Origin of the sequence: Ideonella sp. (assembly GCF_036277275.1) — a bacterium.
Taxonomy (GTDB): Bacteria; Pseudomonadota; Gammaproteobacteria; order Burkholderiales; family Burkholderiaceae_C; genus Ideonella.
Genome location: NZ_DASUNH010000141.1, coordinates 43704 through 69285 on the forward strand (window position 1 = coordinate 43704; position 25582 = coordinate 69285).

Here is a 25582-nt window from a genome sequence, read left to right on the forward strand (position 1 = left end):
AATGCTGCAAATTCGGGGTTAGCCCCAACCGAGGTAACGATCGACACGTCGGGACACCCAGAAGTCGAGCCCCGACGTCAGGGCAGCGCAGTCAAGCGCCGCCGGTCCGCCGGCTGCAGGCTGATCAACAAATCGCGGATGAATTGGTCTTGCAGCGAGAAGGCGTTGGCGGTGTTGGCGTCGATCGAGGACACCCGCACCAGCATGCCGTCGACGATCTCGCCTTGCAGGCCGTGGCGGATCTCGGCCAGGCGCTTGTCCAGGCCGCTCATCGTCAGCTCGTCGCCGATCACCGTCCAGTAGGTCACCGGCTCATGGCGAACGGTCGAGAACACGGTTTCCAACCGCCGCACCGGCAAGCGCCCCATCGGCAGATCGAGCACGTCCTCGCGCCGGTTGTTGAGCTGAAAACCCTGCGCCGGGTAACAGACTTCGGGGTAGTGCATCTGCAGACTGACGTCGGACTGGTCGGCGCCATAGGCGATCGACAGCATGACGCGTTCGCCCGGACCGCGCAGGTAGGTGCGCTCCAACGTCTCGGTGTATAGGCGCCGAAGCATCGCCTCGGTCTGCGGGTTGACGACCATGCCGCGGGCCCGGTTGTCCAGCGTCCAGCCCCTGAAGCTGGCCGGCACCGCATCGGCGAGCTTGAACGGCCCGCGTCGATCGGCCATGCGGCGGGTCGGGATCATGGCCGTGCCGAGTGCAGAGGCCCCGGCCATCAACAGCGCCGCCAGCGCGGCGCGGCGAGTCAGCGACGGCGGGGCGTCGTGGGCCATCGCTACACGGCCGGCCGGTGCAACCACCGCAGCACCGAGTCACAGGCCACGATCAGCAGCAGCGCGGACAGAAACAGCACGATGCCGGCCAGGCCATGCAGAAAGCCCTGGCCGGCCGCATCCCCCAGGTGGTAGGTGATCAGTGTCAGCGCAATGACGCGGATCACGTTGGCGGCAAACGAGATCGGCACGATCAACACCGCCAGCATCAGGTTGCGCCACAGCGAAGCCGACCGCACCACATTCAAGTACAGCAGGCCCATGGCTTCGAGCGTGAACAGCGTGTACAGCCCGGCACAGGCATCGGCCACCAGCAGCTGGTACGGGCCGACTTGCAGGATCACGCCGCTGCGCGCGACCGGGTAGCCCACGCTGTACAAGAGGTTGGCGGCCACCGTCGACACCGCCAGCTTCATCGGCTGCGTCACCGTCTCGACCAGCGCCGCCGGCAGCGGCACCAGGAAGAGCATGAAGAACAGCGGAAACCACATGGCCCTCAGCGGCCTCGGCCCTCGCAGCAGCAGCAGCGTGCCTGCCAGCGCCGGCAAGGCCGAAAGGGCCTGCGCGCTGAGGATGCGCTGCGAGCGGCCGAACACATGCATCAGCAGCGCCAGGGCCAGCAGCGCCCAGCCCCAGCCCGCGCGCGTGGGGTCGGTGCCCGGCTGCCAGGCCAGCGCCTCGCGTTGGCGCCAGAACAGCCAGACGCACAGCAGCAGCACCACCGGGCCGTGTCCCTGCTCATCGGTGGACCAGATCGACGTCGCCAAGTCACGCAACGTCGGCGCATACAACGCCACGAAACCGGCCAGCACCAGCGTCCAAGGCACGCCACTGCGCGCGCCCGGATCGGGCATCAAGAAGGAGCCCGGGGTGGTGACGGGCTTCGACAAGGGGCGCCCCGGTCCGCCTCAGAACTCGTTCATCACCACGCCGGCCAGGCGTGACTGCCCGGCCTGCAGCGAAACCACGAGGTCCTGCAGCTTGGCCACCTTGCTGGCATTGCGCCGCGCGACCACCAGCGCCGCGCCGCAGCGGGCGGCAATGACCACGCCGTCACTGCCGAAGACGGCGGCCGGCGTGTCGATCAGCACGTGGTCGAACTTGGAGGTCAGCTCGCGCAGCAGCAAGCCGAACGCCGGCCCTTCGACCAGCTCCAGCGGGTTGGGCGGCTGCACGCCGACCGGGATGACCCACAGGTTGGGTACGTCGGTAACCGCCTTGACCACGTTCTTGCCACCGCGGCCCGCCAGCAGGTTCGACAGGCCGCGCGAGTTGTCGATACCGAAGATCTGGTGCATGCGTGCGCCACGCATGTCGGCATCGACCACCAGCACCTTGGCGCCCAGCTGGGCCAAAGCGACCGCAAGGTTGGCGCAGAAATAGGTCTTGCCGTCACCGGTATCGGGGCTGACGATTGCCAGCGCACGGCGCTGGGTCTCGTCTTCCGAATGGGTGCGCAGCAGGATCTGGCTGCGGATTGCGCGGAAGGCCTCGGCCTGGTGGCCGAAAGGCTGGGTCAGCGCGACCAGCTCGGGGTTGGCCCGCCGCCGGTCCTCATCACCGTAGGCGTACTGGAACTGCTGCGACAGCGCGAAAAGCACGTCTTCGGCGTTCGCCAGCCCCAGGGCGATCGCCGCCTCGCCAAAGCGCATCTTGTGCTCGCGCTGGTACTTGCTGATGCGCTCGACATCCTCGGCGCTGAGGTTGCGCGCGTCGCGGATCAGCTCGCCGATGGCGCGAACCTTTTGATCGCTCTGCTCGAGCGTCTGAACAGACTCGAGATCCGGCTCCTCGCTGGGCCCACCCTTCGGATTCATCATGTTCCCTTGCCCGGCGCAGGCAGGCGCCGGCCCGAGATCATGCGGTCCTGGGCCTGCGCCAGCTGCACGCGCATGCGCCGGCCGATGGTCGGCGTCGGCAGGATGCCGATCACCGGCAGGCCGAGCGCCGTCACCGCATCGGACGGCACGCGGATGCGCTTGTCGAGCTGCTCGAGCGTGAAGGCCACGCCCAGGCCGACGGCGATGCCGAAGAACACGCCGATCAGCAGGTTGGCCGCCACCTTGGGCGATGACGGCGCGCCCGGCGGCGTGGCACGCGCCAGCATCGAGGCGTTGCTCTGCCGGTTCTGGCTTTCCAGGTTGCTCTGGTTGAAGCGGTTCAGCAACAGGTCGTACGAGCGCTGGGCGTTCTCGACGTCGCGCGCCAGCACCGAGCCCTGGTCGCGCACTTCCTTCATCCGCAGCACCTTGGCCCTCTGCTCCTCCAGGCTGGCGCGGACTTGGCCCTCGCGCGCCCGGTCGATGCGTGCGCTGACCGACACGCTGCCCGTGACGTTGCGGGTCTCGGCGGCCAGACGGCTCTTCAGGTCATTCAGCGTGCTGCGTGCTTCGACCACCTGCGGGTGCTGGTCGCCATAGCGGGAATTCAGCTCCCGCAGCCTGGCCTCGGCCCGGCTCACGTCGGCCTTCAGCGGCGCCAGCACCGGGCTGTTCAGCACCTCGCTGAGGTTGTCGTTGGCCGCCAGGGCCCGGCTCGACGATTCGCCCGACACGGCTTGCATCGACACCAGTTGCTGGCTCAGCATGTTGAGCCGGTTCATCTCGACATCGAAGCGCTCGTCGGTGGCGATGATGCCCTGGGCCTGCTGGAACTTTGACAGGTGCTGCTGCGCGGATTCCAGCGCGGCGCGTGCCTCGTCGACCTGCTTGCTGAAGAAGCCGCTGTACTCACGCGCCGGATCGACCCGCAACTCGACCGCCGTCTCGAGGTAGGCCTGAACGAAGGCATTGGCCAGCGTCGCAACGAATTGCGGCTCGGTGCCGCGGTAGGCGACGTTGACCACGTTGCTGCCGGCGCGGGCCACCTGCACATCGAGGTTGCGCAGCATGAAATCCACCAGCCAGTCTTCGATCGTGCCGTCGCCCTTGCTGACCTTTTCCCACAGCTTGCGGATCTCGGGCACTTCCGTCAACTTGAGGTTGCGCACGACGCGCAAGGCCACGCGATCACTGCGCAGCACCTCGACCTGGGTGTTCATCATCGCCGGCGAGGCGGCGCCGCCGTACAGCATGGCGGCCACCGGGTCCGGCTTGATGTCGATCACCAGCGTGGCGGTGGCCGTGTACATCTTGGGCGCGAGCACCGTGTAGGCCACCGCAGCCCCCAGCACCAGCACGAAGGCCAGCACCGCCGGCAGCCAGCGGGCGCGCAAGACGGCGATGATGTTGGCGAGGTTCATGGCATCAGGCTCGGGTTCGGCTCAGAACAGGCTTTCGCGGACGAAGATCACATCGCCGGTTTGGAGCGCATCATCGAGCGACAGTTCAAGCGATTGCACCTGGCCGTTGGCCGCGCGCCGGCTGACGCGCAGGCCACGCTGGGTTCCGCGCTGCGTCAGGCCGCCGGCGCTGGCCAGCGCCTGCATCACCGTCATGCCGCGCTCCAGCCGCAGCTGGCCCGGACGCTGCACTTCGCCATAAAGGTAGACCACCGGGTAGCGGTCGACCCAAATCGCGTCGCCGGGCTGGATCACGATGTCCTCGTTGCGGCCGTTCGGCGCGAAGACGCGCGGCAGATCGACCTCGCGCCGGAACGGCTGGCCGTTGCGCATTCCGGTGACCACCACCGTGTCGGAGCCGGCACTGGCGGCAATGCCACCCGCCAAGGCAATCACATCGGTCAACCGCATGCCGGCCACGTCGAGCGGGATTCGGCCGGGCCGGCCCACCTGACCCAGCACGTTGACCTGATTGGCGCGCACCTGGGTCACCATCACGGTGATCTGTGGGTTCTTGACGAAGTCACCCTTCTTCAGCGCGTTGGCCAGGGCCGCTTCCGCTTCGTTGACGGTCAGCCCGCCCAGACGAATGGCACCGATCAACGGGTAGCTGATGACGCCGCCCTCTGTCAGGCGGGTCTCCAGCGACAGATCCGGACTTTGATAGACGGTGATCCGCACGGCATCGCCGACCCCGAGGCGGTACTGCTCCTGCTCGGCCTTCGACTCGGCCACCGGTTGGGCCACGGCCACCGCAGGGGCCAGGCCGACGCTCGCCAGCGCCCAGCTCACCGAGCAGGCGGCCAATATGGACGCCGCCGACAGCGGCCGGCGGGCAACAGACACTTGGTCACTCATTTCAATCCCATCCCTTTCTTGGCTATGTTCGGATCCATGCCGCTGCCGGCCGACGCGGGTGGCGGCGCCGCGTCTGGCACGGTCATCTGCACCGGCTCGGGCGAGGTTTCAGGCGGCGGAACCATCGACGGCAGGCCGGCCGCCGGTGCCGAGGCCGCCGGGCCCCCGGCCGCGCCCGGGCCGCCGACGAACTTGCCCTGGTAGCTGATCTGGGCCGCGGTGCGCAGCGCCTTCAGGTTGTCGTCGATCGCACGGCGCTTGGCCAGCGTGGCCAGGTACTGCTCGATCGCCGGGGCGGCACGCTCGAAACTGACCGGCTCGATGCGCGAAGCGGCAACGAACACGACCCGCAGGTTCGGCGCATCGGACAGCACGGCCGATTCACCGTCCTTCATCTGGGCGAAGCGATCGACCAGACCCATCGGCAACTGCTCGGCCGGCTTGACCGCGTGGCTGCCGGTGTAGCGCAGGCCCTCGGCCTTCAGCGCCTCGGCGAACTCGTCGGCCGTTTTGGCCTTGGCCAGCCGGTCGACGACCCACGCCTGCTTGGCCGCCGGCGCGTCGATCACCAGTTCCTGCAGCGAATAGACCCGGCGTTCCTTGAACAACGCAGGTGTCGTGTCGTAGAAGCTGCGCGCCTCCGCCGAGCCGGCGCGGGTCACGCCCTGGGTCACGCGCTCCTTGTAGGCTCGCGCCAGCACTTCGCGGCGCGCAGCTTCCAAGGCCTGGACCACCTGCGGGTCGCGATCGAGTTTGAGCTCGATCGATTTCTGCACCGCCAGCTCCTGGTCGATCAGGCTTTCGAGCACGCGCTTGCTGGCTGCGTCGAGCTGGTCCGGTCGCACGCTGTGATCCTGCTGCAGCATGAAGTTGACCTGATGGACGGTGATGTCGCTCTGGTTCACGCGCGCGGCCACTTGGGTGGCATCGACCTTGCGCTCGCCACAGCCGGCCATGCCGACCAACACGCCAACCGCGGCCGGCAGCAACAGCCATCGGGCCCCACGGGGCAGTTTCTTGTCTCGGCGCATCATGCGGGTTCGGCTCCCGGGCTCCGCGGCGCGGCGCCCATGATCGGGCCGGCAGCGCCGGCAACAGGCGGCGGTTGCCGACGATTCTACGAACGCCCGGCCCCCTCGGCCCGGCTGCGCTGCTTCAAACGTGGGGGCGCTGATAACCGAAGCGTTCAATGAAGAACTTCTCTCGGCGCGCGACCAGGTCCATCGACGCTTCGTCGTAGAAGCGCTCGATGCGGGCCGGCCGGCCGCTCGCCTTGGTGTCATAGATCATCTTGCGCTGTTCGTCGCTGAGGGCGATGCCCGAACGCTCCAGCGCCTTGACCAGATCCTCGGTCAGGCTGTCCTGCCGGATCACGTGCTGCACGATGCTGTTCTGGGCTTCGAAAGCGCGCAGGCCTTCTTGCGTGCCCACCGTCACGGGCATCTGTGCGGTGCCGCGCACATACAGGTTGAAGTAGCGGTAAGTCATCAGGCCGGCGATCTTGCCGATCGGGGACTTGCCCATGTTGGGATCCACCGTGCGCCGCGTCTGCAGCGAGCAGACCACACGCAGCCATTCGCGAAACGCGTCGACGTTCTCGGGGTCGGCGTACCAGAAGCTCTTGGCGCGCTCGGCGCTCAGGTCCTCGGGCAGCACCACGCGCTTGACATGGTCGACGGGCGACTGCTCGGAGCGGGCTTTCGCGTTGGCCTCCAGCTTTTCGGTCACCTTGACCCAGGCCTTGTCGCTGGTCAGCCGCTGGTACAGGTCCCCTTGCTGCGCACAGCCGGTTGACCACAATGACAGGTACCAGCCCCAGGGATCGCGCACCGAGCCGAAAATCGGCCGGCCGCTGGCGAGCACCGCTTCGGGCGGCGCCTTGTGCTTGTTGTCGACCTCGCCGCCGACGATCTTCAGCAGCAGCTTCTCGACATGCGATGCGCCGGTATTTCGAAACTCGACGAAGACCAGTCTGTCGGCAATAAGCATGCAAGCACGTCCCAGGAAAATCAACAACGATAAGCAGCCCAACGCCCGGCCATTGGGGCCGTGCAAAGGCGCTGCGATGATAGTCGAGACGTGAGAGCCGGCAGGCCTGCCCGAACGCGTGCGAAGCACCACACAATCGGGAGGTCACGGCATTGTTCTTGCGTAGACCCGCTGTGCTAGTATCAAAGTGCTACTTTTATGGCACTCGCGCTGTGCCGGAACCGAAGGCCGTAGAGCTAAGGTAAGGCGCCTCCCACCCCGCAACCTTACAAGCAGTGATCAATGTTTAATCTTGTGCCCGATGAGGGTTCCGACATTCCCTATCTGCCGGACAACAACGCCGAAATCACGCGCGAAGCCGCGACGACGGTGGATCTGAAAGGCGATTGGACGATCCCCGCCAAGGCCATCACCGTGATGCGCATCAAGACGGGCAAGTTCACTGTCAACGTCTCGATCAATACGCTGCGCCCGGCGCAGAAGCTGGTGGTGACCTTCCAGGGTGCACGCGCCGGCGGCAAGGAAACGACCAGCGCGATGCGCCCCATGTTCGCGCGCCGCAACTTCGAGGCGCTGTTCGAGGCGCCCATCCTGGCCATCAGCGATCCGATGACCGAGATCGACTGGAACTCCAACGTGCCACGCTGCGGCTTCTACATGGGCACGCTGGAAGACGACCTGGTGCCTGAGCTGAACGCGATGATCGACGTCTTCTGCGCGAAGCTGGGCGTGCCGGTCGACAACGTGACGATGTACGGCTCATCGGCCGGCGGCACCTCTGCCATCCTGGTGGGTAGCCGTCGCACCAGCAAGACAGGAATCGTGGCCGTCTGCCCGTTCCTGCGGCCCGACAAGTACCGCGAAGGCGTCGTCGCGGCCGGCATGCGCGCCATCGGCAAGACGATGGATGACTACGAAGAGATGATGCAGACGACTCCGTGGCGCTTCAACGCGCTGACGGCCCTCAAGGACGCACACACCAGCGGCCAGGACATCCGCCTGGTGGTGGGCCAGAACGTCAAGGACGTGACGACCATCAACCGTCATTTCCCGGGCCTGTGGCGCCGCTGGGACATCGATCCCGAAGGTGGCGTATCGCCGGACGGCCACGTGATGACGCTGATGTACAACTCAGCCGAGGCCGGCCACGGCCCCGAGCCGATCGAGCTGTCGGTTCCGCTATGGAAGCGCGCCGTCGAGTTCTTCGATGCCCCGATCAAGCGCACGCCGAAGAAGGCAGGCAAGAAGAAGGCCGAAGCCGACGCTGAATGAGCCGGCTGGTTTTCAGAAGCTGACAAGGCGCCCGCACGGGGCGCCTTTCTTCTTGTGTCGACCCGAGCCGCCGCCGAGGCGCCCGATGCCTCGGAATCAGCCGAACCGGTAGCCGAAGCGTTCGATGATCGGGGCGTAGACCCGGCCCACCAGCTCACGGCTGGCCTCATCGTAGAACTCGGTGTAGTGGCGCTTCTTGGCGCCCTCCTTGCGCTCGCTGGTGACGTTCTCGGCAACGACGGGGATCGGGTCATTGACACCCAATCGTTTGAGCACCTCGTTGAAGCCGGCCTGCAGGGCCTCGAAGCGGATGACGTAGTCCGCATGGTCCAGGTATTCGAGCGGCCCCTTGATGGTGCTGCCCTTCTCCTGGTGGCGCTTCAGCTGGCCGGCAATCCATTCGGCAAAGGGCTGCTCCTGCGCCGCATCCATGCTGGCCTTGATCTTCGGGTTCTCTTGCGCCCAGCGGTACTTCCTGGGCTCGTTGACGAAGCGCCCCCTGCGCTTGAGATAGCGACTGACCAGGAGGTCATAGGGGTTGCGCACGCTGGTGAACTTGAACAGCTCATCAAGCTGCTCGCGCGTCATCAGCCCGGCGTCCTGCAAGTCCTGCCAGGTGGCGTGGTGCTTCTTGATCTGCAGATCGCCGTCGCGGCGCAAGTCCCAATCGGGCATCGCATGCCCGTCGAGCGAGCGCTGCAGCGTCTTCGCGATGGCCTTGCTGGCGGTCTGAGGGTTGGCGAAGAAGATGTACTTGAAACGAGACGAGTAGACAGCCACAGCAACTCCTCGGTTTCTCTGCCGGAGCTGGCTTTGCACTGGACCTTGGCCCCCTATACTTCGCCGGCCACGACGAGGGAACCAGCGCACACCATGCTTACTTCCGACAAACTGATTCTCGTTGAACTTCACAAAACCGGCTCCTCCCGCTTGAAGAAACTTCTAGGGGATTTCGTGGGCGGAGAAACCAGCGGCAAGCACGCCGGCTACGCCGATGAGCTGGTGGCAACAGGCAAGCCGATCGTCGGTTATGTCTGCAACCCGCTGACCTGGTACCTGGCCCAATGGCAGTTGGGTTGTGCCGGCAAGGGCGACATCCACAAGCGCCTGACCGATCAGGAGCGTTGGGACCAGTTGCAGGCGCGGCGCGCCAATCGCCCGGTCAAAGAGGGCTCACGGCCCGGTGCGCTTGACATTCCCGACGGCTGGAACGCCGACCACGCCAGGAAGACCTGGTACGCCGATGCCGACAACCCGGAAGCGTTCCACGAGTGGCTGAAGGCCGTGTTGACCAGCCGCGCGATCCGCCGTCTGGTGGATCCGGGCTACGCCGGATCGCCGATCAGCAAGCTGGCCGGGCTGATGACCTATCACCTGTTCACGGGCTTCGTGCGTGGCGGCGAAAACATCGACAAGTCGATCGACAGCCTCGAAGCACTGGAGGCTTTGGGGGCGGCCAACGCCATCACCTCGCATTTCATTCGCGCCGAGTCGGTGGGTACGGACCTGCTTCAGGTGTTGACCACGCTGGGCATCCGGTTGACTGATGAGCAGCAGGCCGCCGTCGAGGCGCTGAAGGACCGCGGCGCGGCGGCCGCCAAGGCCATCCAGCGCTTTTACGACGTGCCCAGCCTGCGCATGGTGGCCAAGCGCGACGAACTGGTCAGCAAGCTGTTTGGCTATACCGCTCCGTCGACCGTGGCCGACGCCGAGACTTTCGGTCGCAAGCCCGGCAAGAACAAGACCAAGACGGAGCAGGCCGAAGGCACCAAGCTCACCAAGGCTGAGAAGGAACAAAAGCGCCTGGCGCGGGAAAAGCGGCAAGCCAAGAAGGCTGCGCTAGGTGAAGCGGGCGGCAAGACCACCGCGAAGCCCAACCCTGCCCGCGCCGAAGCCAAGGTGAAACCCACCAAGGCCAAAGCCGGCAAGGCGGGCACGGCCAAGTCGCCCAAGCCCGCGAAGGCGGCCAAGGCCAAGCCCGAAGACGACGACGATATCGACGAATAGGGCGCTCAGGCGCCGCCCCGCAAGCTCAGACGGCCGCTGCTCAGCGGCCGTTGTGCTGGCTCTGCGTGACCTGCCCGGTCAGCCGAGCACGCCAGGCGTGCTCCATTGAGTCAGCCAGGGCGCGCACGCCTTCTGGATCCGTTCGATCTCTTCGGCCGTCAGCACCTTGTGAGCGTCAGAGGCGCGCTTCTGGATGGCATGCGCCTTTTCCGATTTGCCCTCGGCCTTGCTGCCGGTGGCCTCCGACGCGATCATCGTCGGCACGAAATCCATCTCGGCAAACTGGCAGATCGTCTGGATGGACTCCTTCGGCGAATCGATCAGCCAGTCGTACGGCGCCATGAACATGTCCTTGCCGTGCGCGGGGATCGCGTCGTTGACGAGCTTGGTGAAACGCTCGAACACGCCGATCATCTCGTCGACGCCCTTGTCCAGCCAACCGGTCTTCTCGGGCGGCTCCCCGTCCGATTGGGCCTTGGCCAGGCGCTTGCGGTACGACGCCATCACGTCCACCGGATCTCGGCTGCAAACCAGGATCTTGGCCCGCGGGAAGATCTCGAAGATCAGTTCCAGCTTTCGCAGGTGGCCGGGCGTCTTTTCCAACGGATGGCGACCGGGGTAGACAGAGTTGCCGGCGAAGTAGAAGAACGCTCGAATCGAATCGGCTTCGGACAGCTCACCGAACTCTTCCTCGTACGGCTCGATCCATTCGCGCAGCGCCATCAGGTTGGGCCGCCCCTTGAGATAGGCCCGGGTCGGAAAGTGGATCGGGTCGACGTAAGGCTGTCGCGGGCGCAGGAAGATGAAGGTTTCGCGGCAGTTGGCGATGTCGAACATCGTCGGATGCTGTGCGAATGCCACCTGCAGCATCGAGGTGCCGGAACGGGCCAACCCGACGATGAAGATCGGCCGGCTTTGTTCGCACCAACGTCGCAGTTCGGCCAGATCAAACTTGGCGGCGGGCTCCGTGTGCGGCTTGCCCGACAGGCGTTGAAGCATGGTGCGCATGGCGTGCTACCAATTGTAGAAAGTTGAAAACAGTGGTGCCACCTTGCGGTGGCACCGTTCACCCGTCAGATGGGTGCAGAGCGCAGTGGGAACTGCGCCCTCGCGGCACCCCTCAAGGTTTGAATCGAGGGTATCCGAAGGTCTCGAAGTCGTCCTGGTAGGCCTCGTACAAGGCCTGCTCCACCTCGGGCTCATCGCGCAGCAGTTGCTGCAGCGCCTGATCGTCGGCGTCGCTCTTGTTCCGCTTTGGTGCGGACAGCGCTTGTTTGGGGCGCTCCGGCAGCCCCGGAATGGCCTGCTGAACACGCTCCAGATCATCGTCGAGTGACTCCAGGTGGCCGACTTGATCGACCAGCAGCTTGCCACTCTCGTCGCACAGCCATTGTGTCTGCGACCAAAGCAGCCGGTGGTACTGCTTGCGCTTGAGCTTGGGCGACACTGCAAAGCTGCGGAAGTCCGGCATGTTCTCGATGAACTTCAGGCGGTCCATCTCCTTGTTGCCGCGCCAGCGCTTCATGAAATGGAAGGTGCTTTGCGCGCGCGCATAGGGATTGCGAACGATGCCGAACGAGTAGAACGCGTTCCACAGTTCAGGCCCCACGATGGCGCGGATCTCGCCCGCCGTGGCGTGCTTGGTCAGGCCGAAGCGCTTCTTGAATTCGTTCTGCAAGGCCTCGCCCAACGCCGTGCCGCCGACCTCGAGGTCACGGTAGCTGCTGTACTGGCTGAAGAGCTCGGTGACCGAAGTACCCGCGGACTTGGGGACGTGAACGAAGATGAATTTGTGGGTATGGTTGACGATCACAGGTCTCGGCTCCAATGTGCAGTCGCAGATAATACCGACTGCATGGCGACGCGATGCGTGCGAAAGAAACATCGATGATCATTTCACTCAACAAGCGCTACGTTTTCGTTCACATCCACAAGTGCGCAGGCACCAGCATCGAAGTCGCACTGGCCAAGTCGCTGAAGCACAACGACATCGTTCTGGGGTCCACCAAGAGCGGCGAAAAATACCAGGAGTTCTTCAAGCGTTCGATCGGCTTGAACAAGCACAGCACGGCGCTTGAAGCGCGGGGCTTTCTGGGTGATCCGATGTACGCGAAGTTCTTCAAGTTCGCGTTCGTGCGGCACCCTGTCGACCGTCTGCATTCGCTCTACTCGTACGCCTTGAAGCTCGCGCATGATGCCGAGTTGACGGACGACGAGCGCCGCAATTTCGACGCAAACGGAAAGTGGCCGGACCGCCCGCCGTTTCGCTACAAGGCCGTGGCCGCCGCGCTCGAGTCCAAGTCGTTCAGCGACTTCGCGCTGCACCCCCTGACCTGGGCCGATGCCGGCGCCCAACCGCAGTGGCAAAGCGTCTGCAATGCACAAGGCGAGTTGATCGTCGATTTCGTCGGCAAGGTCGAGTCGATCGAGCAGGACTTCACCCACATTTGCGAGAAGCTCGAAGTCACCGTGCCTCTCGAGGTTCGCAACTCGAGCCACGAGAAGAAGTCATCGCACGAACTGTCGTCGCTCGCGCTGTCGACGGTGCAAGACCGATTCGCACGCGACTTCGCTTTGTTCGGCTACTCGGCAGAGTGAAGCCGAGCCTGCCCGCCGCGTTCGCGACGCCTGACACGGCAGCAGGGCGGCGCGGCAGCCAATCGAAGAGGCCGATCACCGGCCACGCCGAATGAAAACACGGCCGCTGTGAAGCGGCCGTTCTTGCATCAGACGGTCAGCGGCCGAAGCCGCCGGGCGGGCATCACCATTCGGTGCCGGCCTCGTAACCCAAGCGCTGCAGCGCATCAGGGAAGCGCTGCTTGAATGCGGCCTTCAGTTCGGGGGTGAAGACGTTGACCCATTGCCGACCCTCGCCGGAGCGGATGTGGTCGGCCGGATCGCTGCCCGCGGCGCCACCGAACAGCGACAGTTCACGCACGAACTTCAGCGCCGTCTCGAGCCGCTCACCCTCGTAGCCGAGGAACTCCATCATCGGCTTGAACAGCTTCAGTTCACGATCGACGATCAACTCTTCGTAGCGGGCTTCGAAGCAGACATCTTTCTGGTTGTAGTCCCAGCCCACCATTTCGCGAATGGTCTTGCCACCGGCATGGTCCATCTCGAACAGCAGCTTCTCGTGGTCACTGCCCAGCGCGCTGATCGCCTGGCGATAGGACTTGCCGCCGTATTCCTTCTTCGGATTGTTGGCCCACTTCTCGACTGTCTTCACGTGATAGAAGCAGCCCGAGATGATCACGTCGCGCGGGTCACGGATGACGTGCACGGCACGCACACCACGGCCTGCGAAGCGCGACTGCAACGCTTTCAGGTCCACCTTGCTGTGGTCTTGCAGAAAGATGTCGGTGTTGGGCGGCAGCTCAGCCTGCGCCTTCGAATGAAGGTGCAGCTTCTCATGGCGCTTGAGCGCACGGAAGATGTTGGCCATCCAGACCGAACCGGTCTTGTGATGGGTGCAGACGACGATCAGCGGTGGTTTCATCGGACAACGGTGGCGCGCCGCGCGCGCCTCAAGCAAGGCAGATGGACGGGACAAGCGACCGGTCGGCGGCTATGCGCCACCGCCGGTGCCCGGCTATCAGAGCGTCGCAGACTCCAGGTCGCGAATCTCCTCGTAGTTGGTGATCACCGCCGACAGCGGCTCGTCGATCACCTTCTTCAACGCCGGTTGGCGCTCGAACTGATTGTCGACGCCCAGGAAGGCGGCCAGGCGCTCGCACACGGCCGGCTGGAAGTCGCCGGCATCGTCGAAGACACCTTCATAGTCGAGCGACAGCCGTTGGCCATCTTCGAACGAGCTGTCGACGGTGTCGGCGGCACGCTTGCGCTTCTTCATCGACGACAGCACCAGCGCGCGCTCGACAGCCACCGGCCGCTTCTCGGGCAGCTTCGACGAGTCGTCCGCCGGCTTGTGGTAACGGCCGGTCTGCACCGCCACCAGGTTGGACAACACCGAATAGAAGTGCTGCCGACGCAGGTGCACCACCTTCAGCTGGCTGCGCTTGATCAGGCGCAGCATCGGCGGGTTCGTGAACGGCAACTGCCAGGCGTCGTGCACCAGGTTCAGGTGCTCGTACTTGATGTCCAGCAATGCAATGCCGTCTTGGTCCTTGGGCACCAAGGACGCGATGTAGGACAGGAAGATCTTGTTCTGGTGCTCCGGGAACACCATGTCAGGATCGGTCGCGATCTGCTCGCGGAAGTACTTGAAGAAGCCTTGCGGGTTGTTCGAGTTGAAGATCTCGCCGCGGTCGCGAACGCGCGGGTGCGAGGCCAGCATGCGACGAAACACCGTGGTGCCTGAGCGCACGCCGCCCATGAAAAACACGATGCGGCCCAGGTCCTCTTCACGGATCACTTCATGGGCCGGACGGTCTTTTTGCTTCATGCGGGGGCGCTCCTGATGGCGACTGGGAAAAAAGGACAAGGGGTACAACGGCCCAGGAGGCCGGGTGTGAAGTTTACGCGTGTGCTACCACAGCACGTTTTTGACCGACATCGACTTCCAGATGTGGTTCCAGCCGGCGTCGCTGCCATAGCGCGCCTTCTCTTCGCGCTGAGCCTGCGCGCTCCAGCGAGCAAGATTCTCGCCCAGCGTCATCACCAGATCGGTGAGTTGCCACAGGCTGATCTGCTCAGGGTTGCCGTCGCCTTGCTCGGGCTGGATCACCGGCACCTGGGCCCGGCGGAACGTTTCGCGGAACACCTCGAACTCCGGCGCATCGCCGCTCAGGTCGAGCACCGCCAGCGGCAACGGCCGCATCAGGCGGAAACGACCCAGCATGGTGCCGATGTGCAGACGCTCCCGGTGCAGCGGCTCGGCCGGCGGCGGCACCTTGGTATCGCACTCGCCGACCACCACCCGGGCCGGTGCCCATTCGGGATGGAACTTGTCCAGCGCATCGACCAGCACATCGGCCAGCTCCACCTGGTCGGCCCGTGCCAACAGCAGCACGCGCTGCGGACCGCCCTCGGCATTCAGCAGCCACGGCCGCCAGCGCCAGAACGGCACGGTGACGAAGCGGGCATGCTCTGCGGCCGGCACCGGGGCCGACAGCGGGTGGCTGTCGATCAGCGTGGTCTCGTGGAACTGGGCCGTCAGGTGCGCCATCGCGGTGCCCAACATCGACGGCTGGAACATGCGCACCACGTCCAGGCGCACGAACAGCGGCAGGCGCGCCGGCTGCTTGCCCAGCGTCAGCATCTCGGGGCAGACCCGCGTCACCCAAAGCGTCGCGCGGCCGTAGGCGGCCAGCACATCCTGCAAGCTGGCCTGCGCACTGGGCAGGCCCAGCGAGCGGCCGTTGGCCGGCTCCAGCCCCGGGGCAATCGCCAGCTTGCAATGCGTCGACATGCCGTGGAAAGCCTCGAACAACGCGTTCTGGCTGGTCGGCAATGGCTGGTCGAAGTACAGCACCACCTGGGCCAGGTGGCGCATCAGGTTGACGGTCTGAAAGATGTGTTCGCGGTACGGCGAATCGAGCTCGAAGAAGCTGCGGTCGACCGTCATCACCACCGTCGGGTGGTTGGTCAAACGACGCAGCGTGTCGTCGAAGGCGATCTTGGCCTGGGCCCGCACCAGCGCATAGGTGCGGGTCGTCGTTTCGGTCAGGCCCATCAGCAGCTGGCGATCGAAGGCAATGTCGCAGCAGACCTCGGCGACCTCTTCCATCGTCTCGCACTTGTGCCACGGGTGCCGGGTCGGGATGCCCTCCAGCGCATGGCCCATCGCGACCAGCGGCATGCCGGTGGCAAAGGCCTCGACCGCCTTGATCTTCAAGCCGGTGGAGAACGCCAGCGGCACGATGACCAGATCGACATCGCGGTAGAACTCATCGGTCGAATCGACCGGGCCCACCAACTCGACGCCCGGGATGCCTTCGAGGTCGGGCAGCCGGCTGCACATCGCGCCGACGAAACGGATCACGACCGGCGCTTCACGCCGTGCCAGGATCGGCAACGCGACCTTGACGAACGCGCGCGCATTGTTGACGTTGATCGCATTGCCCGAACCGAGCATGCCGATTACCAGCCGGTTTTCGTCCTCGGGCCGGCGAACACGCGGCACGCGATGCTCCGGCTCGATGTGCGGCATCGTGATGCACGGCGTGCTGCTGATGCTGCGGTAGAACTCGGCTTCTTCGTCCTTGATGGCCCAGACCAGCTGCGCGCGGTTCATCGCGATCGCTTCCTGGTCTTCCGTCGTGTAGAAGAACTCGGGCGCGATGCCGTTGTCGTCCAGCAGTTGGCGGCGGCCGGTGAACTTGTCGTGGGTGTCGAGAATCTTCAGCGTGTTCGCCGGCGCGTACTCGAACGCCTTGCTCATGTAGGCGTAGTTGACGATGAACGCGTCAAAGCGGTTGCGCTTGAACAGCCACTGCAGGTAGTCGCGGATCGAGTCGTCCCACCACTCGTCGATCTTGTAGTCCGCGCCCTCGGGCTTGGTGTAGGTGTGGCGGGTCGCGGGCAGCAGGTGGAAGCTGTCCCACTGGTCGGCCATCTCACGCACCAGGTCGTCGGGCAGGTAGTCGAACCACCACTCCTGCGGATAGAAAACGAAGTGGATCCGGGCGCCGCGGCGCTGGAGCTCGCGGCAGACAGCGTAGATGCGCTTGCGGTTGCCCTGATCCGTCGGTGCGGTGGGGGTTGGCGACAGCACCAGGATGTCCGCACCCAGCAGGCTGACCTCGGGCTCGGCGAGGCGGGCCATCAGTTCGGCATGCAGCGCAGCATGCGGGTCCGCGGCCGGCAAGCCCAAGAGCCCGCTGACCGGACCAGTGGCTCGGGTGGACAAAGCCTCTGCGCGGCGGTTCATGGGGCGGGGCTGGCAGCGCCTGCAGCCGCTGCCGCAGCGGGCTTGTTGACCTTGTTCGCGGCCGCATCGGCCGGCCCGGGCTCGACCGACTTCAGCCATTCGGCGAATTCGGTCTCGCTGATTTCGCTGATGCTCAGGCGCAGGAAGGGCACGCCCAGCTGCCGCGTCGCGGTTTCGTCTTCGTTCGACGGCACGGTGCTGAGGTGTTCGGCAATGAAGGTCAGGCGGGTCACGCCGAGCGATTCGCGCGGCAGCAGCACGCCTTCGAAGTCGAGAACCCGGTGCCCCGGACGCTTCGACAGCGGCAGCGTCACGTCGTCGCTGGTGGCGCGCAGCCCCTGCGCATGCTCGGCACCCCACAACGGCATCTGCAGCACGAAGCGCAGCGGCACCGAACGGTCGAGGTGGAAGTCGAAGTGGAACGCCGCGCTCGGGCCGGTCCAGCGGAAGGGATTGCCGACGCCATCGCGCTCCAGGCCATAGAAGCCGCGTTCGGACGGCATCGGCATGCCAGCCTCGATCACCGCCTTGCGGCGCCCGGCATACTGGGTGCGGGCCTGCGGCAGCAGGATGTCGCGGCTCCTCTGGACCAGCTTGATGGCGTCCATCTCCTGGCGCATCGCGCCCAGCTCGCTCGTCAGTTCGGCCAGCGCCATCCGGCCTGCGGCCAGCTCGCGCGCCAGCGCATCGAGCACGTTGTGCTCGCCCAGCTCGTCACGGATCTCACGCGCCAGCGTCTTCAACCGGACCGCCTTGTCTTGTTCGCTCATGTTCGGGCCTGTCAACAGGGGTGTAAGACTATTTCAGGCGGCGGAATTTACCAGCCGGCAGCGGCGTCGATCCCCCCTAGGATGACGCCTGAAACACAGGGATACCAAGTCAGACGCGTGACAGCAACCAGCGGGCCAGGCGATCGACCTGCCCGTCGTATTCGGCATCCAGTGCCTGGCGGGTGGTGGCAGCCAGCGCAGTCAACTCTTCCAGCGCGGACGAGCTGCCGACACGGCCGAAGCGGTCGAACATGTAGTCGGTCAAGGCCGCGTTGTCCTCGAACATCGGCATTTGCCACAAATGCGTCAGCCCCTGGGCGCCCGGCAACGTGGTCAGCACCGGCTTGCCGTAGCAAAGCGGCTCGACTGTCTTGATCTTCAGCCCGGTGCCGCCCACCATCGGATTCAGCGCGATGTCGATCGCATCGTAGAAGGTGTGCAGCTCCTGCACGAAGCCGAGCTTGATGACGCCGGTGCCTTCACGAACATGGCGACAGACGCCCCCCGCCACCACGATCGGGTGCGGAAACGGTACTCCACGCGCCTGCATCTTGGACAGGAACTCTGCCATGCTGAGGATGTTCCAGTCGTTGCCGCTGCCCAGGTAGCCGAAGGTCAACGGCCGGTCGCCCCCGCGCGGGGTGAACGGGCGCAGGCTGGGCTCGACGTATGGCAGATACAGGATGTTGCGGTGACCACGCGCCGCCAGTTCGGCCGCCTCTTCTTTCTGGATCGCCAGCGCCGCGTCGGCACGCCGCAGCGCCACGTCTTCGTCGGCATAGGTGGTGCTGAACCACTGCGGCTTCATCCCGGCAGCGGTGTACTTGGCCCGCCGTTCGCCGAAGACATCGTGGGTGTCCAGGACCTTGACCACGTCCGAGCCGAACTGCTCGAGCAGCGGCGAATACCAGACGTAGTTGACGTGCACGACGTTGTAGCCGCGCAGCCGATGCATGTCCCGCGCGGCGGCATCCAGGCCGCGGTCGTACCAGTCGACGATGCGGCACACGTGGCCAGGCTGGATGTGCTTGGGCGCGCGCGAACGCACGACGTTGATGCGGCCAAATTCACCGGCCAGCGCATGCGACAAGCCGGGGTCGAAACCCTCCTCGTTGTGGTACAGCAGGTCGACTTCGAAGCCCTGAGCCTTGTACAGGCGCACCAGCTGCATGATGCGACGCGAGTTGCCCTGGTCGGCCGGCATCAGCCGGTTGAAGGTGACCACCAGGCAACGCGGCGCAGCCAGGCCGCTGGGCGCAAAGGTGGAGGGCGTGGTGGTGCTGGACAGGTCCATCATGCCGTTTCGACGGTGAATTCGGCCGCGCCGATGTCGCAAAAGCCATCGTTGGGCACGGCATCGCGGGGCAGCGACAGGTGCAGCAGCGCATCGCGGCCGGGCGCCACCGCCGGCAACGCCAGCTTCAAGAAGGCCCCGTGCTCGGTGTAATCGACCGCCAGCGGTGCGAGAGATTGGCCGCCCAGGGCGATCTGACTGCCGTCGATGCGCGCACGAACGTTGCGCAGCAGCAGCCGCGCCTGGGACGGTGCGCCCCAGGGCAGCAGCATCGTCCCGAGCCCGCGGCTGTTGAACAGCGCCCGACCTTCATGCGCGATGTGGTGCGCCAGCGTCTGGCTGCCGGCCGCGACCAGCAGCACGGGGTCGATGCGCAGGCGCAACTTCAGGTGGGCGTGGTCCAGTCGCTCGACATGGATGTCGGCTTGGCGAGCACGCATCAACTGGCCGGCGAGCGCCATCGCTCGGTCGGCGTCGTGCAGTCCGGCGTCGCCCAGGGCCCCGGCCAACCCGGCGCTGGCCAGCACACGGGCGCCGCCGGCCTCGACCGGCTGCAATGCGCCCTGACGTACCAGGGCGTCGAAAGCGCCCCAGCCCCCCGCTGGAGGCGCGCCGAACAACAACAGCGATGCACGCGCCTGCAGCGCCTTGGCCGCCAATGCGGCCATGGCTGTGGCGGCGTCGCGCTCTGCCGGCACGGCGACCAGGCACAACGATGCCCTGCGCAGCATCTGGCTGGCATCCGCCGGCCGCTGGGCGGCGTCAATGCGAAGGCGCGGTGCCGGCTGGCCATGGGCGATCAGCACATGGTCCTGGTAATGATGCGGCGAGGTGTGGATCCAGCCGATCGGGCCCTGCGATTCAAGCAGCGGCAGCACGCGCATCGCATCGGTCAGCACGACCGGCAAGCCGTTGCCCAGCGCGCCGCTGCGGGCCAGGCCGGCTGCAAACAGGTCGACCCAGACGTCGACGATCAGCGCCGTCTTGGCGGCTGCGAACGCGGAGTCGGGCGCGTTCATCGGGAGGTCTCCCAGGCCGCGTCAAGCAAGGCACGGATGCGCGGATACAGCGCCCGCGGGCTCAGCGACTCGGCCCGCTGTGCCTCGACCAGCCGGCGCGCCGCACGGTCCGCGGCCTTGGGCATCGAGGCACAGAGCGACTCGATGCTGGCATGCAGCTGGTCGACCAGCCCGGCACCGATCGACACATGGTCGATCAGCGGCGATTCGAATTCGGGGTAGGAGCCGATGTCGACCGTGACCACGCGACCGCCACCCATCACCGCGCGCGGCAGGATGCCCGACGTCTCGCCATAGGTCGGATAGCGCAGCACGAACGACAGGTCGGCGCGGCCGAGCAGGATGTCCAACTCGCGCGCGTCGAGGTAGCCGGTCACCTTCGGGCCGTCGCCATCGGGCCAGAGCTGGCGGATGCGCTCGGAGACCGCGTACTCGTCGGCCCGCTCCTCGCCACCAAACAGCAGCTTCAGCCGCGGGTGGCTGGCACAGGCGCGCGAGTAGGCCACCAGCACTTCGTAAAGCATCTTGTTGCCGGTCAGGAAGCCAGGCACCAGCAGCAGGATGTCGTTGGTGTCGATGCCAAAGCGTTGCAGCACCTGGTAGGCGTCCCAGGCCGGCGGGGCCGGCGGCAATACGAAGTGCGGGATGCGCGCCAGCGGGCGGCCATTCTCGGCACCCAGCGGGATGTCGAAGGCGCCACCGCGAAAACGCGACTCGGCATAACGGCTGTGCAGCATCAGACCGCGGGCCGACTCGGCGATGCGCCGCACCATCAGGCATTCCTGGTACAGCAGGCCGGGCGTGCGGCCGAGTGAGCCGTCGCGCGCGACGAAATCGGCCGGGACCTCGTAACCGGTGTCGCGCACCCAGTGGTTGAACATGCCGTTCGAGCGCTCCATCTGCAGCGCCACCTGGTGCATGTAGAACAGCGACACGTCGTGCACCACCACCACGCCCGGGAACCGGTGCAGGTGGTCGAGCATGTAGGCGCAGTCGCCGTTGTTGCCGACGTTGTAGAGCACCTGGGCGTCGCGTTCGGGCTGGCGGGACAGGAAGGCCGCCTCGTCCAGCACCTGGAACGGTGACCCCGAGAATTGGGCCGCCGCGGCGCCACTGCGGCCGCCTTCGGCCACCAGGCACAGGTCGAAATCCTCCGCCAGCATCGGCAGGTATTCGACGATGTAGTCGGCCAAACCGTTGCGCTGGGGCGGCAACGGTGAAAAGACATACAGGCGCCGGCGCCCGCCCGCCACCATGGCAGGCACGGGCCGGACCCCGGGGTCAGCGTAGCTCAGCACGGCGCGGTGTCTCCGGCGTCGTCACGCTTGTGCCGCGTGCGGCGCGATCGGCCGCACCGGTGCGGTCGCCACACCCGTCGGCGCAGCCACGGCGGGAGCCGGGGCAGGCGCCGGTGCAGCCGGACGGGCCAGCCACTCGCGTTCGAAGTTGGTGCGCTGCAGCGTCATCATCTCGGAACAGATGTTGACGATCTCGCTCTTGAGCAAGGCCAGTCTAGCCGGCAGCGCCTCGGGGTTTTGTGTCAGCACCAGACGCTTCAGGAACGCGACCTCGGCCTCCAGCGCGGCCAGCTTGCGTTCGCTTTCGCCCAGCGTCGCGACGCCGATCTGGATCGGGTAGCTGCCCAGCGGCTGGCCATCCGGCCCGACGACGCTGATCTGGTTGACCCCATTGACCAGGCGATCGATGCGGACCGGGATCGAGAAGTGGTGCACGCTGCCGTCTGCGGCCGACTCGTAGAACGCCAGCGGCTCGGCGCCCTGGTCGTTCAGGCGCGCCAGCAGCGCCGGCCGCTGGCTGACGCCATGCAAGTTCACGACGCAGCCCTGCAGCGCGCCGGCAGCCAGGCCGTGGAACCGCACCTGGTACAACAGGTCGACCGGGGCGCCGTCGGTCAGGCGCAGCAATTCGTGCAGGCCCTGGATCGAGGTCGCGAGCACCGGCGCGCCACGCGTGGTGCGCACTTCGAGTGCCACCATGCCGTCGCCGATCTGGCCAGGCAGCAGCGCGGCCTGCGGAATGCGCAGTTCAAAGGCCGAGTGTTCGCGCGAAGGCAGGTTCAGCCCTGCCAGGTCGCGCGCGAAATCGAATACCGACAGGTTCGCCACGGCCGAGGCCACGCAACGGCCGTCGAGCCAGAGCTGGACCACGTCGAACGCCAGAGCGTCGTCGGCAGGAACGGAGAATCCGATGATGCGGCCGTGGCCCCAGTCGATGCGGGCCTGGGCGAGCGGCACGGCGCCGATGGCGGCGGAGTCGTTGGCGTCGGAGGAAGTCATGGTAGGGCCTGCGATGATGGGCAGCAGCCTGAGCCATCTCGGCGAGGGCCCGCCTGCAAGGGGTCGGGCCGCCGCCGTGCGCTCAGGGGGCGGTTTCGAAAACGCTGGAGGTCACCGGCGCTTCGCTGGCCGGCGTCACGACCAGCGCAGCCGTCAGGCGGCGGATCTCGAAGCTGCCGCGACCCACCGGGTTGAAGAACAGATGGAAATCGAGCGCATTGATCTGGGATGGATCCAGCATGTCGACGCTCAGGCTGTCGGCGGCCAATTGGCCCGGTTGCAGTCGCAGCGTGCGTTCGCTCCAATGCTCACCAACCTTCCAGGCGCACTTGGCGTTCATGCCCGGCATCGGCGTGCCGCGCACCTCGACCGCCAGAGACAAACGCGCTGGGCCTGCCGGCATGTCGGCCAACAGCGCGCGCGCGTCGATCACGAAAGACAGGAAACTGCCGTCGAAGTCGGCGTGGTTGACGACCAACGCGTAGTGCTCGTCGGCGCCACGCGGCTGGCTGACCTGGATGACCTGCAGGAAACCATTGCGGTAGTCGCTGTAAACGGTGGTTTCGTTGCCCAGCCGATAGCCCGACGGCGGGTTGCTCGCCGAGGCCTGGCTGCTGGGCAGGCGCAGCCAGCCCGGCGCCAGGCTGCGCTCGGAGCTGCCCTGCTCGTGCCCTGCCAGCGGCGACAAGCCGACAGGCTCGCTGCCGAGTTCGTGGCCGGCCACCAGCTCGCACAGCTGGTCGATGGTGTCGTTCAAGCGCCCGCGCAGGGCCTGGAGCTCGAGGGTCAGGCGATGCACCTGTTCGTGGCGCCGTGTATCAGCAGGATGTGACATGGAAGAATCAGCTGCAAGTGTTGGGCCCGACCGGTGTCAGGCGTCCGGCAAACTGCCGCAAGACCGTCCCTTCGGGCATGTTAGCTTGGCGTTCAGACGGCTTTCGCGGCCTTCTTGGTGCCTGGAACTTTGTTTGAGATCACGGTGGGCTTGGTCTGCGGATTGGCATTGCCAGTCTCGGCGGTATCGTAGCCATAGCGCCGCCGACCCTGGGCGCAAGAGCGGCGGACCACCGCCTGCTCGGCCTCGGACAGCACGCCCTCGTCCTTGTGGTCGACTTGGCGGGTGTTCAACTGAGCGAACCACTTGGCATCGAAGGGTTCGCCGATGAAGTCCAGCAGCAGCTTCAGCTGCGACTCGGGCTCGGCCACGAAATCCTCGTAGCGCAGCTCGAACACCCGCGCCGGGTAGGCCCGCTTCAAGCCGCTGACGATCTGGACGGCTTCGTTCCAGTAGTTGCAGGCGCCGGTGAGATTCTCGACCTTGACGATGCGACCGATGCGCAGGCTGGCCACGACGTTGATCGGGTCGCGCACGATGTGCACGAACTTCGAGCGCGGCATGCTGCTGGCCGCCAGCAGCGCGCCGTACACGTTTTGCGGCGTCTTGTCGAACCAGCGCTTCGCGCCCGGCTTCTTGCGTTGCAGGTACAGCGCCATGTAGCGGGTGTAGAGCTCGGCGCGGGAGCCGCATTGGCGCAGCAGGTCGGCGAATTCGGGTTCGGTGATGCCGTCGATCTCGCGGTGTTTCTTCAGCACCGCGTTGTTGGACAACGAACGCGACATCGCCTCGGTGCCATAGGGCTCACCCCAGCGGAAGAAATGCGTCTCTTCCGGACAAGCCAGATTCGGATGCATGCGCAGCGCATCGCGCAGCATGGTGGTGCCGGAGCGAACACACCCCAACACGAAGAACGGCGGCGGTAGTTCTGGCGCCTCGCCCGTCGCGGCAGCCGCGGCACCGGCTTTCTTGTTGGCCGCGGGGGCGGTGGCAGGCTTGGCTTTGGGGGAGGGGGCGGCCGGTTTGTTCATGAGAAGAAAGCTTGGTCGTCAAAGGCGCAGGCCGGTCGGCTGCGTTATTTTCCAGAACTGCCGCCAGGCAGCGCCCGTCGCGACATGGGAGGGCGCCGGGTCGAGCGCATGATAAGCGGTGCGCCACGCCAGCAAGGTGGTGCCGCCGAGCTCCGAGCCCGTATCGCGCAATGCGACCGTTTGACAGGCTCGCGGGCGTCGTTGCCGACGAGAAGACGCTCGTCGGACCCTCGGCGGATGCGAGATTCGCGTTGTCGATCGGCGGCTCGATCGTCCATCAGCAGCCCAGGCCGTTGAACGGAAAGTAATACTCGAAACGTCCGCTTTCCAATCCGTACTGGGCCCACCCCCTTGATGCGCCGGGCGCGGCCCGTGCCTGCGGCGGAGCCGGACGTCAGCGGAACCATCGCGCCAGCTGCCGGCGCTTGAGCTCGTCGACCAGCTTCGGGAAATCGGCGATGCGCTCTTCGAGCGAGCCAGGGTTTTGCTTCTGGATCGGTTCGCTGACCGTTGTGAACTGGTGGGCCGAGCCAACGAAGCGGGCGATCTCGTTGAGCTTGCCCAGACTCTTGATTTCGTTGTAGTCGATCTGCAGGTAGCTCTGCCCGGTCTGGTGCAGCACGGTCTGCACATCGTTGTAGTACAGGCTCTGCCGCAGCGAGAAGGTGACCAGCTTGTTGATGTCGACCTTGACCGGCTTCGGCGGCGCCTTGGCCACCTCGGTCGTCAGCCAGACACCGGTTTCGCGCGCGGTCTCGAGCGAGATGTAGGCTTCCAGCAGGTTGCGCGACAGCACGACTTTCTTGACGTTCGGGTCGTACAGCAGCCGCGCCGTCATCAAGTTGCTGTGGTCGAGGAACAGCCGCAGCCCGATGATCGGCCGGTCGCAGGCCTGGTCCACCTGGCCAATGAAGGCTTCTTCATCGGCGTTGCGCTGTTCCGGGTTATCGCGCGTGTAGCTCGCCAGCTTTCCCTGGTTGTGGTGGGAAAACCCAATGAACGCCTGATTGAACAGCTCGCCATGGCAACGCAGGTCCGGCAGCAGGTTGAGCTGGCGTTCCAGGAAATTCGAGCCGCTGCGCATCATGCCCACCAGCAAGAATGCTGGGCGGCTGAAGACAGGCTTCTTGTTCTGAGGTGGCTTGATCGAGATCTTCAACACGAGTCCTTGAAAACACCCAGGGCTTCGCGCGGGCGCGGGAACTGTACCGCAGGGCGTCGATTGAGCCGCGCCCGGCGGCTCAATGTTCGGTGGAGCGCGCCGCGAACAAGGGCCGCTCTCGAGCCCCTGGCGGCCTAATCAAAGCAGTCTTCGCGCC

24 protein-coding genes are annotated in these 25582 nt (G+C 65.7%); 3 read left to right on the forward strand and 21 right to left on the reverse strand.

Features of this window, described 5'->3' with window-relative positions; genetic code table 11:
- Positions 1–77: 77 nt before the first annotated feature.
- The 7 genes from epsI to VFY73_RS24670 form a co-directional block, all read right to left on the reverse strand.
- Complete coding sequence (gene epsI, locus VFY73_RS24640; protein ID WP_329723833.1) at positions 78–779, reverse strand: exosortase-associated protein EpsI, B-type; 702 nt, start codon at positions 777–779, stop codon at positions 78–80.
- Positions 780–781: 2 nt separating this feature from the next.
- On the reverse strand, positions 782–1669 hold the full coding sequence (gene xrtB, locus VFY73_RS24645; protein WP_329723835.1) for an exosortase B: 888 nt from the start codon (positions 1667–1669) through the stop codon (positions 782–784).
- An 18-nt stretch (positions 1670–1687) separates the two neighbouring features.
- A complete protein-coding gene (locus tag VFY73_RS24650) occupies positions 1688–2599 on the reverse strand; it encodes a polysaccharide biosynthesis tyrosine autokinase (RefSeq protein ID WP_329723837.1) in 912 nt (303 codons plus the stop codon).
- A complete protein-coding gene (gene epsF / locus VFY73_RS24655; RefSeq protein ID WP_329723839.1) occupies positions 2596–4020 on the reverse strand; it encodes a chain length determinant protein EpsF in 1425 nt (474 codons plus the stop codon). The genes VFY73_RS24650 and epsF overlap by 4 nt, the downstream gene beginning before the upstream one ends.
- 21 nt (positions 4021–4041) lie before the next feature.
- A complete protein-coding gene (epsE, locus tag VFY73_RS24660) occupies positions 4042–4905 on the reverse strand; it encodes a polysaccharide export protein EpsE (RefSeq protein ID WP_329723841.1) in 864 nt (287 codons plus the stop codon).
- Between the two features lie 8 nt (positions 4906–4913).
- Positions 4914–5951 (reverse strand): EpsD family peptidyl-prolyl cis-trans isomerase, encoded by a 1038-nt coding sequence (locus tag VFY73_RS24665; protein ID WP_329723843.1) that lies wholly within the window; start codon positions 5949–5951, stop codon positions 4914–4916.
- A 121-nt stretch (positions 5952–6072) separates the two neighbouring features.
- The gene (locus VFY73_RS24670; RefSeq protein ID WP_329723845.1) at positions 6073–6906 is read right to left on the reverse strand and encodes a hypothetical protein; all 834 of its coding nucleotides are present in this window, start codon (positions 6904–6906) and stop codon (positions 6073–6075) included.
- Between the two features lie 282 nt (positions 6907–7188).
- Between VFY73_RS24670 and VFY73_RS24675 the strand changes: the two genes are divergently transcribed.
- Positions 7189–8178 (forward strand): hypothetical protein, encoded by a 990-nt coding sequence (locus tag VFY73_RS24675; RefSeq protein WP_329723847.1) that lies wholly within the window; start codon positions 7189–7191, stop codon positions 8176–8178.
- A gap of 96 nt (positions 8179–8274) precedes the next feature.
- Here VFY73_RS24675 and VFY73_RS24680 read toward each other — a convergent pair whose 3' ends face one another.
- On the reverse strand, positions 8275–8853 hold the full coding sequence (locus VFY73_RS24680) for a sulfotransferase family 2 domain-containing protein (protein ID WP_329723849.1): 579 nt from the start codon (positions 8851–8853) through the stop codon (positions 8275–8277).
- A 3-nt stretch (positions 8854–8856) separates the two neighbouring features.
- Here VFY73_RS24680 and VFY73_RS24685 point away from each other — a divergent pair, with 3 nt between their 5' ends.
- Positions 8857–10185, forward strand: coding sequence for a hypothetical protein (locus VFY73_RS24685; RefSeq protein ID WP_329723851.1), 1329 nt, complete (start codon positions 8857–8859; stop codon positions 10183–10185).
- A 78-nt stretch (positions 10186–10263) separates the two neighbouring features.
- On the opposite strand, the gene VFY73_RS24690 is transcribed toward VFY73_RS24685, so the two are convergent.
- Together VFY73_RS24690 and VFY73_RS24695 are read right to left on the reverse strand one after the other, a co-directional pair.
- Complete coding sequence (locus tag VFY73_RS24690) at positions 10264–11193, reverse strand: sulfotransferase (protein WP_329723853.1); 930 nt, start codon at positions 11191–11193, stop codon at positions 10264–10266.
- A 112-nt stretch (positions 11194–11305) separates the two neighbouring features.
- On the reverse strand, positions 11306–11998 hold the full coding sequence (locus VFY73_RS24695; RefSeq protein ID WP_329723855.1) for a sulfotransferase family 2 domain-containing protein: 693 nt from the start codon (positions 11996–11998) through the stop codon (positions 11306–11308).
- 74 nt (positions 11999–12072) lie between these two features.
- Between VFY73_RS24695 and VFY73_RS24700 the strand changes: the two genes are divergently transcribed.
- Positions 12073–12783 (forward strand): sulfotransferase family 2 domain-containing protein, encoded by a 711-nt coding sequence (locus tag VFY73_RS24700; protein WP_329723857.1) that lies wholly within the window; start codon positions 12073–12075, stop codon positions 12781–12783.
- A gap of 163 nt (positions 12784–12946) precedes the next feature.
- Here VFY73_RS24700 and VFY73_RS24705 read toward each other — a convergent pair whose 3' ends face one another.
- The 11 genes from VFY73_RS24705 to VFY73_RS24755 all read right to left on the reverse strand — a co-directional run bounded on the left by VFY73_RS24705 (position 12947) and on the right by VFY73_RS24755 (position 25422).
- Positions 12947–13684, reverse strand: a complete 738-nt coding sequence (locus tag VFY73_RS24705; RefSeq protein WP_329723859.1) for a sulfotransferase domain-containing protein — start codon at positions 13682–13684, stop codon at positions 12947–12949.
- A gap of 96 nt (positions 13685–13780) precedes the next feature.
- Entirely contained in the window at positions 13781–14590 is an 810-nt protein-coding gene (locus VFY73_RS24710; protein ID WP_329723861.1) for a hypothetical protein, read from the reverse strand.
- Between the two features lie 84 nt (positions 14591–14674).
- Positions 14675–17017: a glycosyltransferase gene (locus VFY73_RS24715; protein WP_329723863.1), complete on the reverse strand. Its 2343-nt coding sequence runs from the start codon at positions 17015–17017 to the stop codon at positions 14675–14677.
- Positions 17014–17787 (reverse strand): SNARE domain-containing protein, encoded by a 774-nt coding sequence (locus VFY73_RS24720; RefSeq protein ID WP_329723865.1) that lies wholly within the window; start codon positions 17785–17787, stop codon positions 17014–17016. The genes VFY73_RS24715 and VFY73_RS24720 overlap by 4 nt, the downstream gene beginning before the upstream one ends.
- A gap of 109 nt (positions 17788–17896) precedes the next feature.
- Complete coding sequence (locus VFY73_RS24725; protein WP_329723867.1) at positions 17897–19084, reverse strand: glycosyltransferase; 1188 nt, start codon at positions 19082–19084, stop codon at positions 17897–17899.
- Positions 19081–20100 carry a hypothetical protein gene (locus VFY73_RS24730; RefSeq protein ID WP_329723869.1) on the reverse strand — a complete coding sequence of 340 codons (1020 nt, stop codon included), beginning with the start codon at positions 20098–20100 and terminating at the stop codon, positions 19081–19083. Before VFY73_RS24730 ends, VFY73_RS24725 begins: the two co-directional genes overlap by 4 nt.
- The gene (locus tag VFY73_RS24735; protein WP_329723871.1) at positions 20097–21398 is read right to left on the reverse strand and encodes a hypothetical protein; all 1302 of its coding nucleotides are present in this window, start codon (positions 21396–21398) and stop codon (positions 20097–20099) included. The genes VFY73_RS24730 and VFY73_RS24735 overlap by 4 nt, the downstream gene beginning before the upstream one ends.
- Positions 21399–21419: 21 nt before the next feature.
- Positions 21420–22397, reverse strand: coding sequence for a hypothetical protein (locus VFY73_RS24740; protein ID WP_329723873.1), 978 nt, complete (start codon positions 22395–22397; stop codon positions 21420–21422).
- 82 nt (positions 22398–22479) lie between these two features.
- Positions 22480–23232: a DUF6478 family protein gene (locus VFY73_RS24745; protein ID WP_329723875.1), complete on the reverse strand. Its 753-nt coding sequence runs from the start codon at positions 23230–23232 to the stop codon at positions 22480–22482.
- Positions 23233–23324: 92 nt separating this feature from the next.
- A complete protein-coding gene (locus VFY73_RS24750) occupies positions 23325–24263 on the reverse strand; it encodes a sulfotransferase (RefSeq protein WP_329723877.1) in 939 nt (312 codons plus the stop codon).
- 394 nt (positions 24264–24657) lie between these two features.
- The gene (locus tag VFY73_RS24755) at positions 24658–25422 is read right to left on the reverse strand and encodes a hypothetical protein (RefSeq protein ID WP_329723879.1); all 765 of its coding nucleotides are present in this window, start codon (positions 25420–25422) and stop codon (positions 24658–24660) included.
- Between the last annotated feature and the right edge of the window lie 160 nt (positions 25423–25582).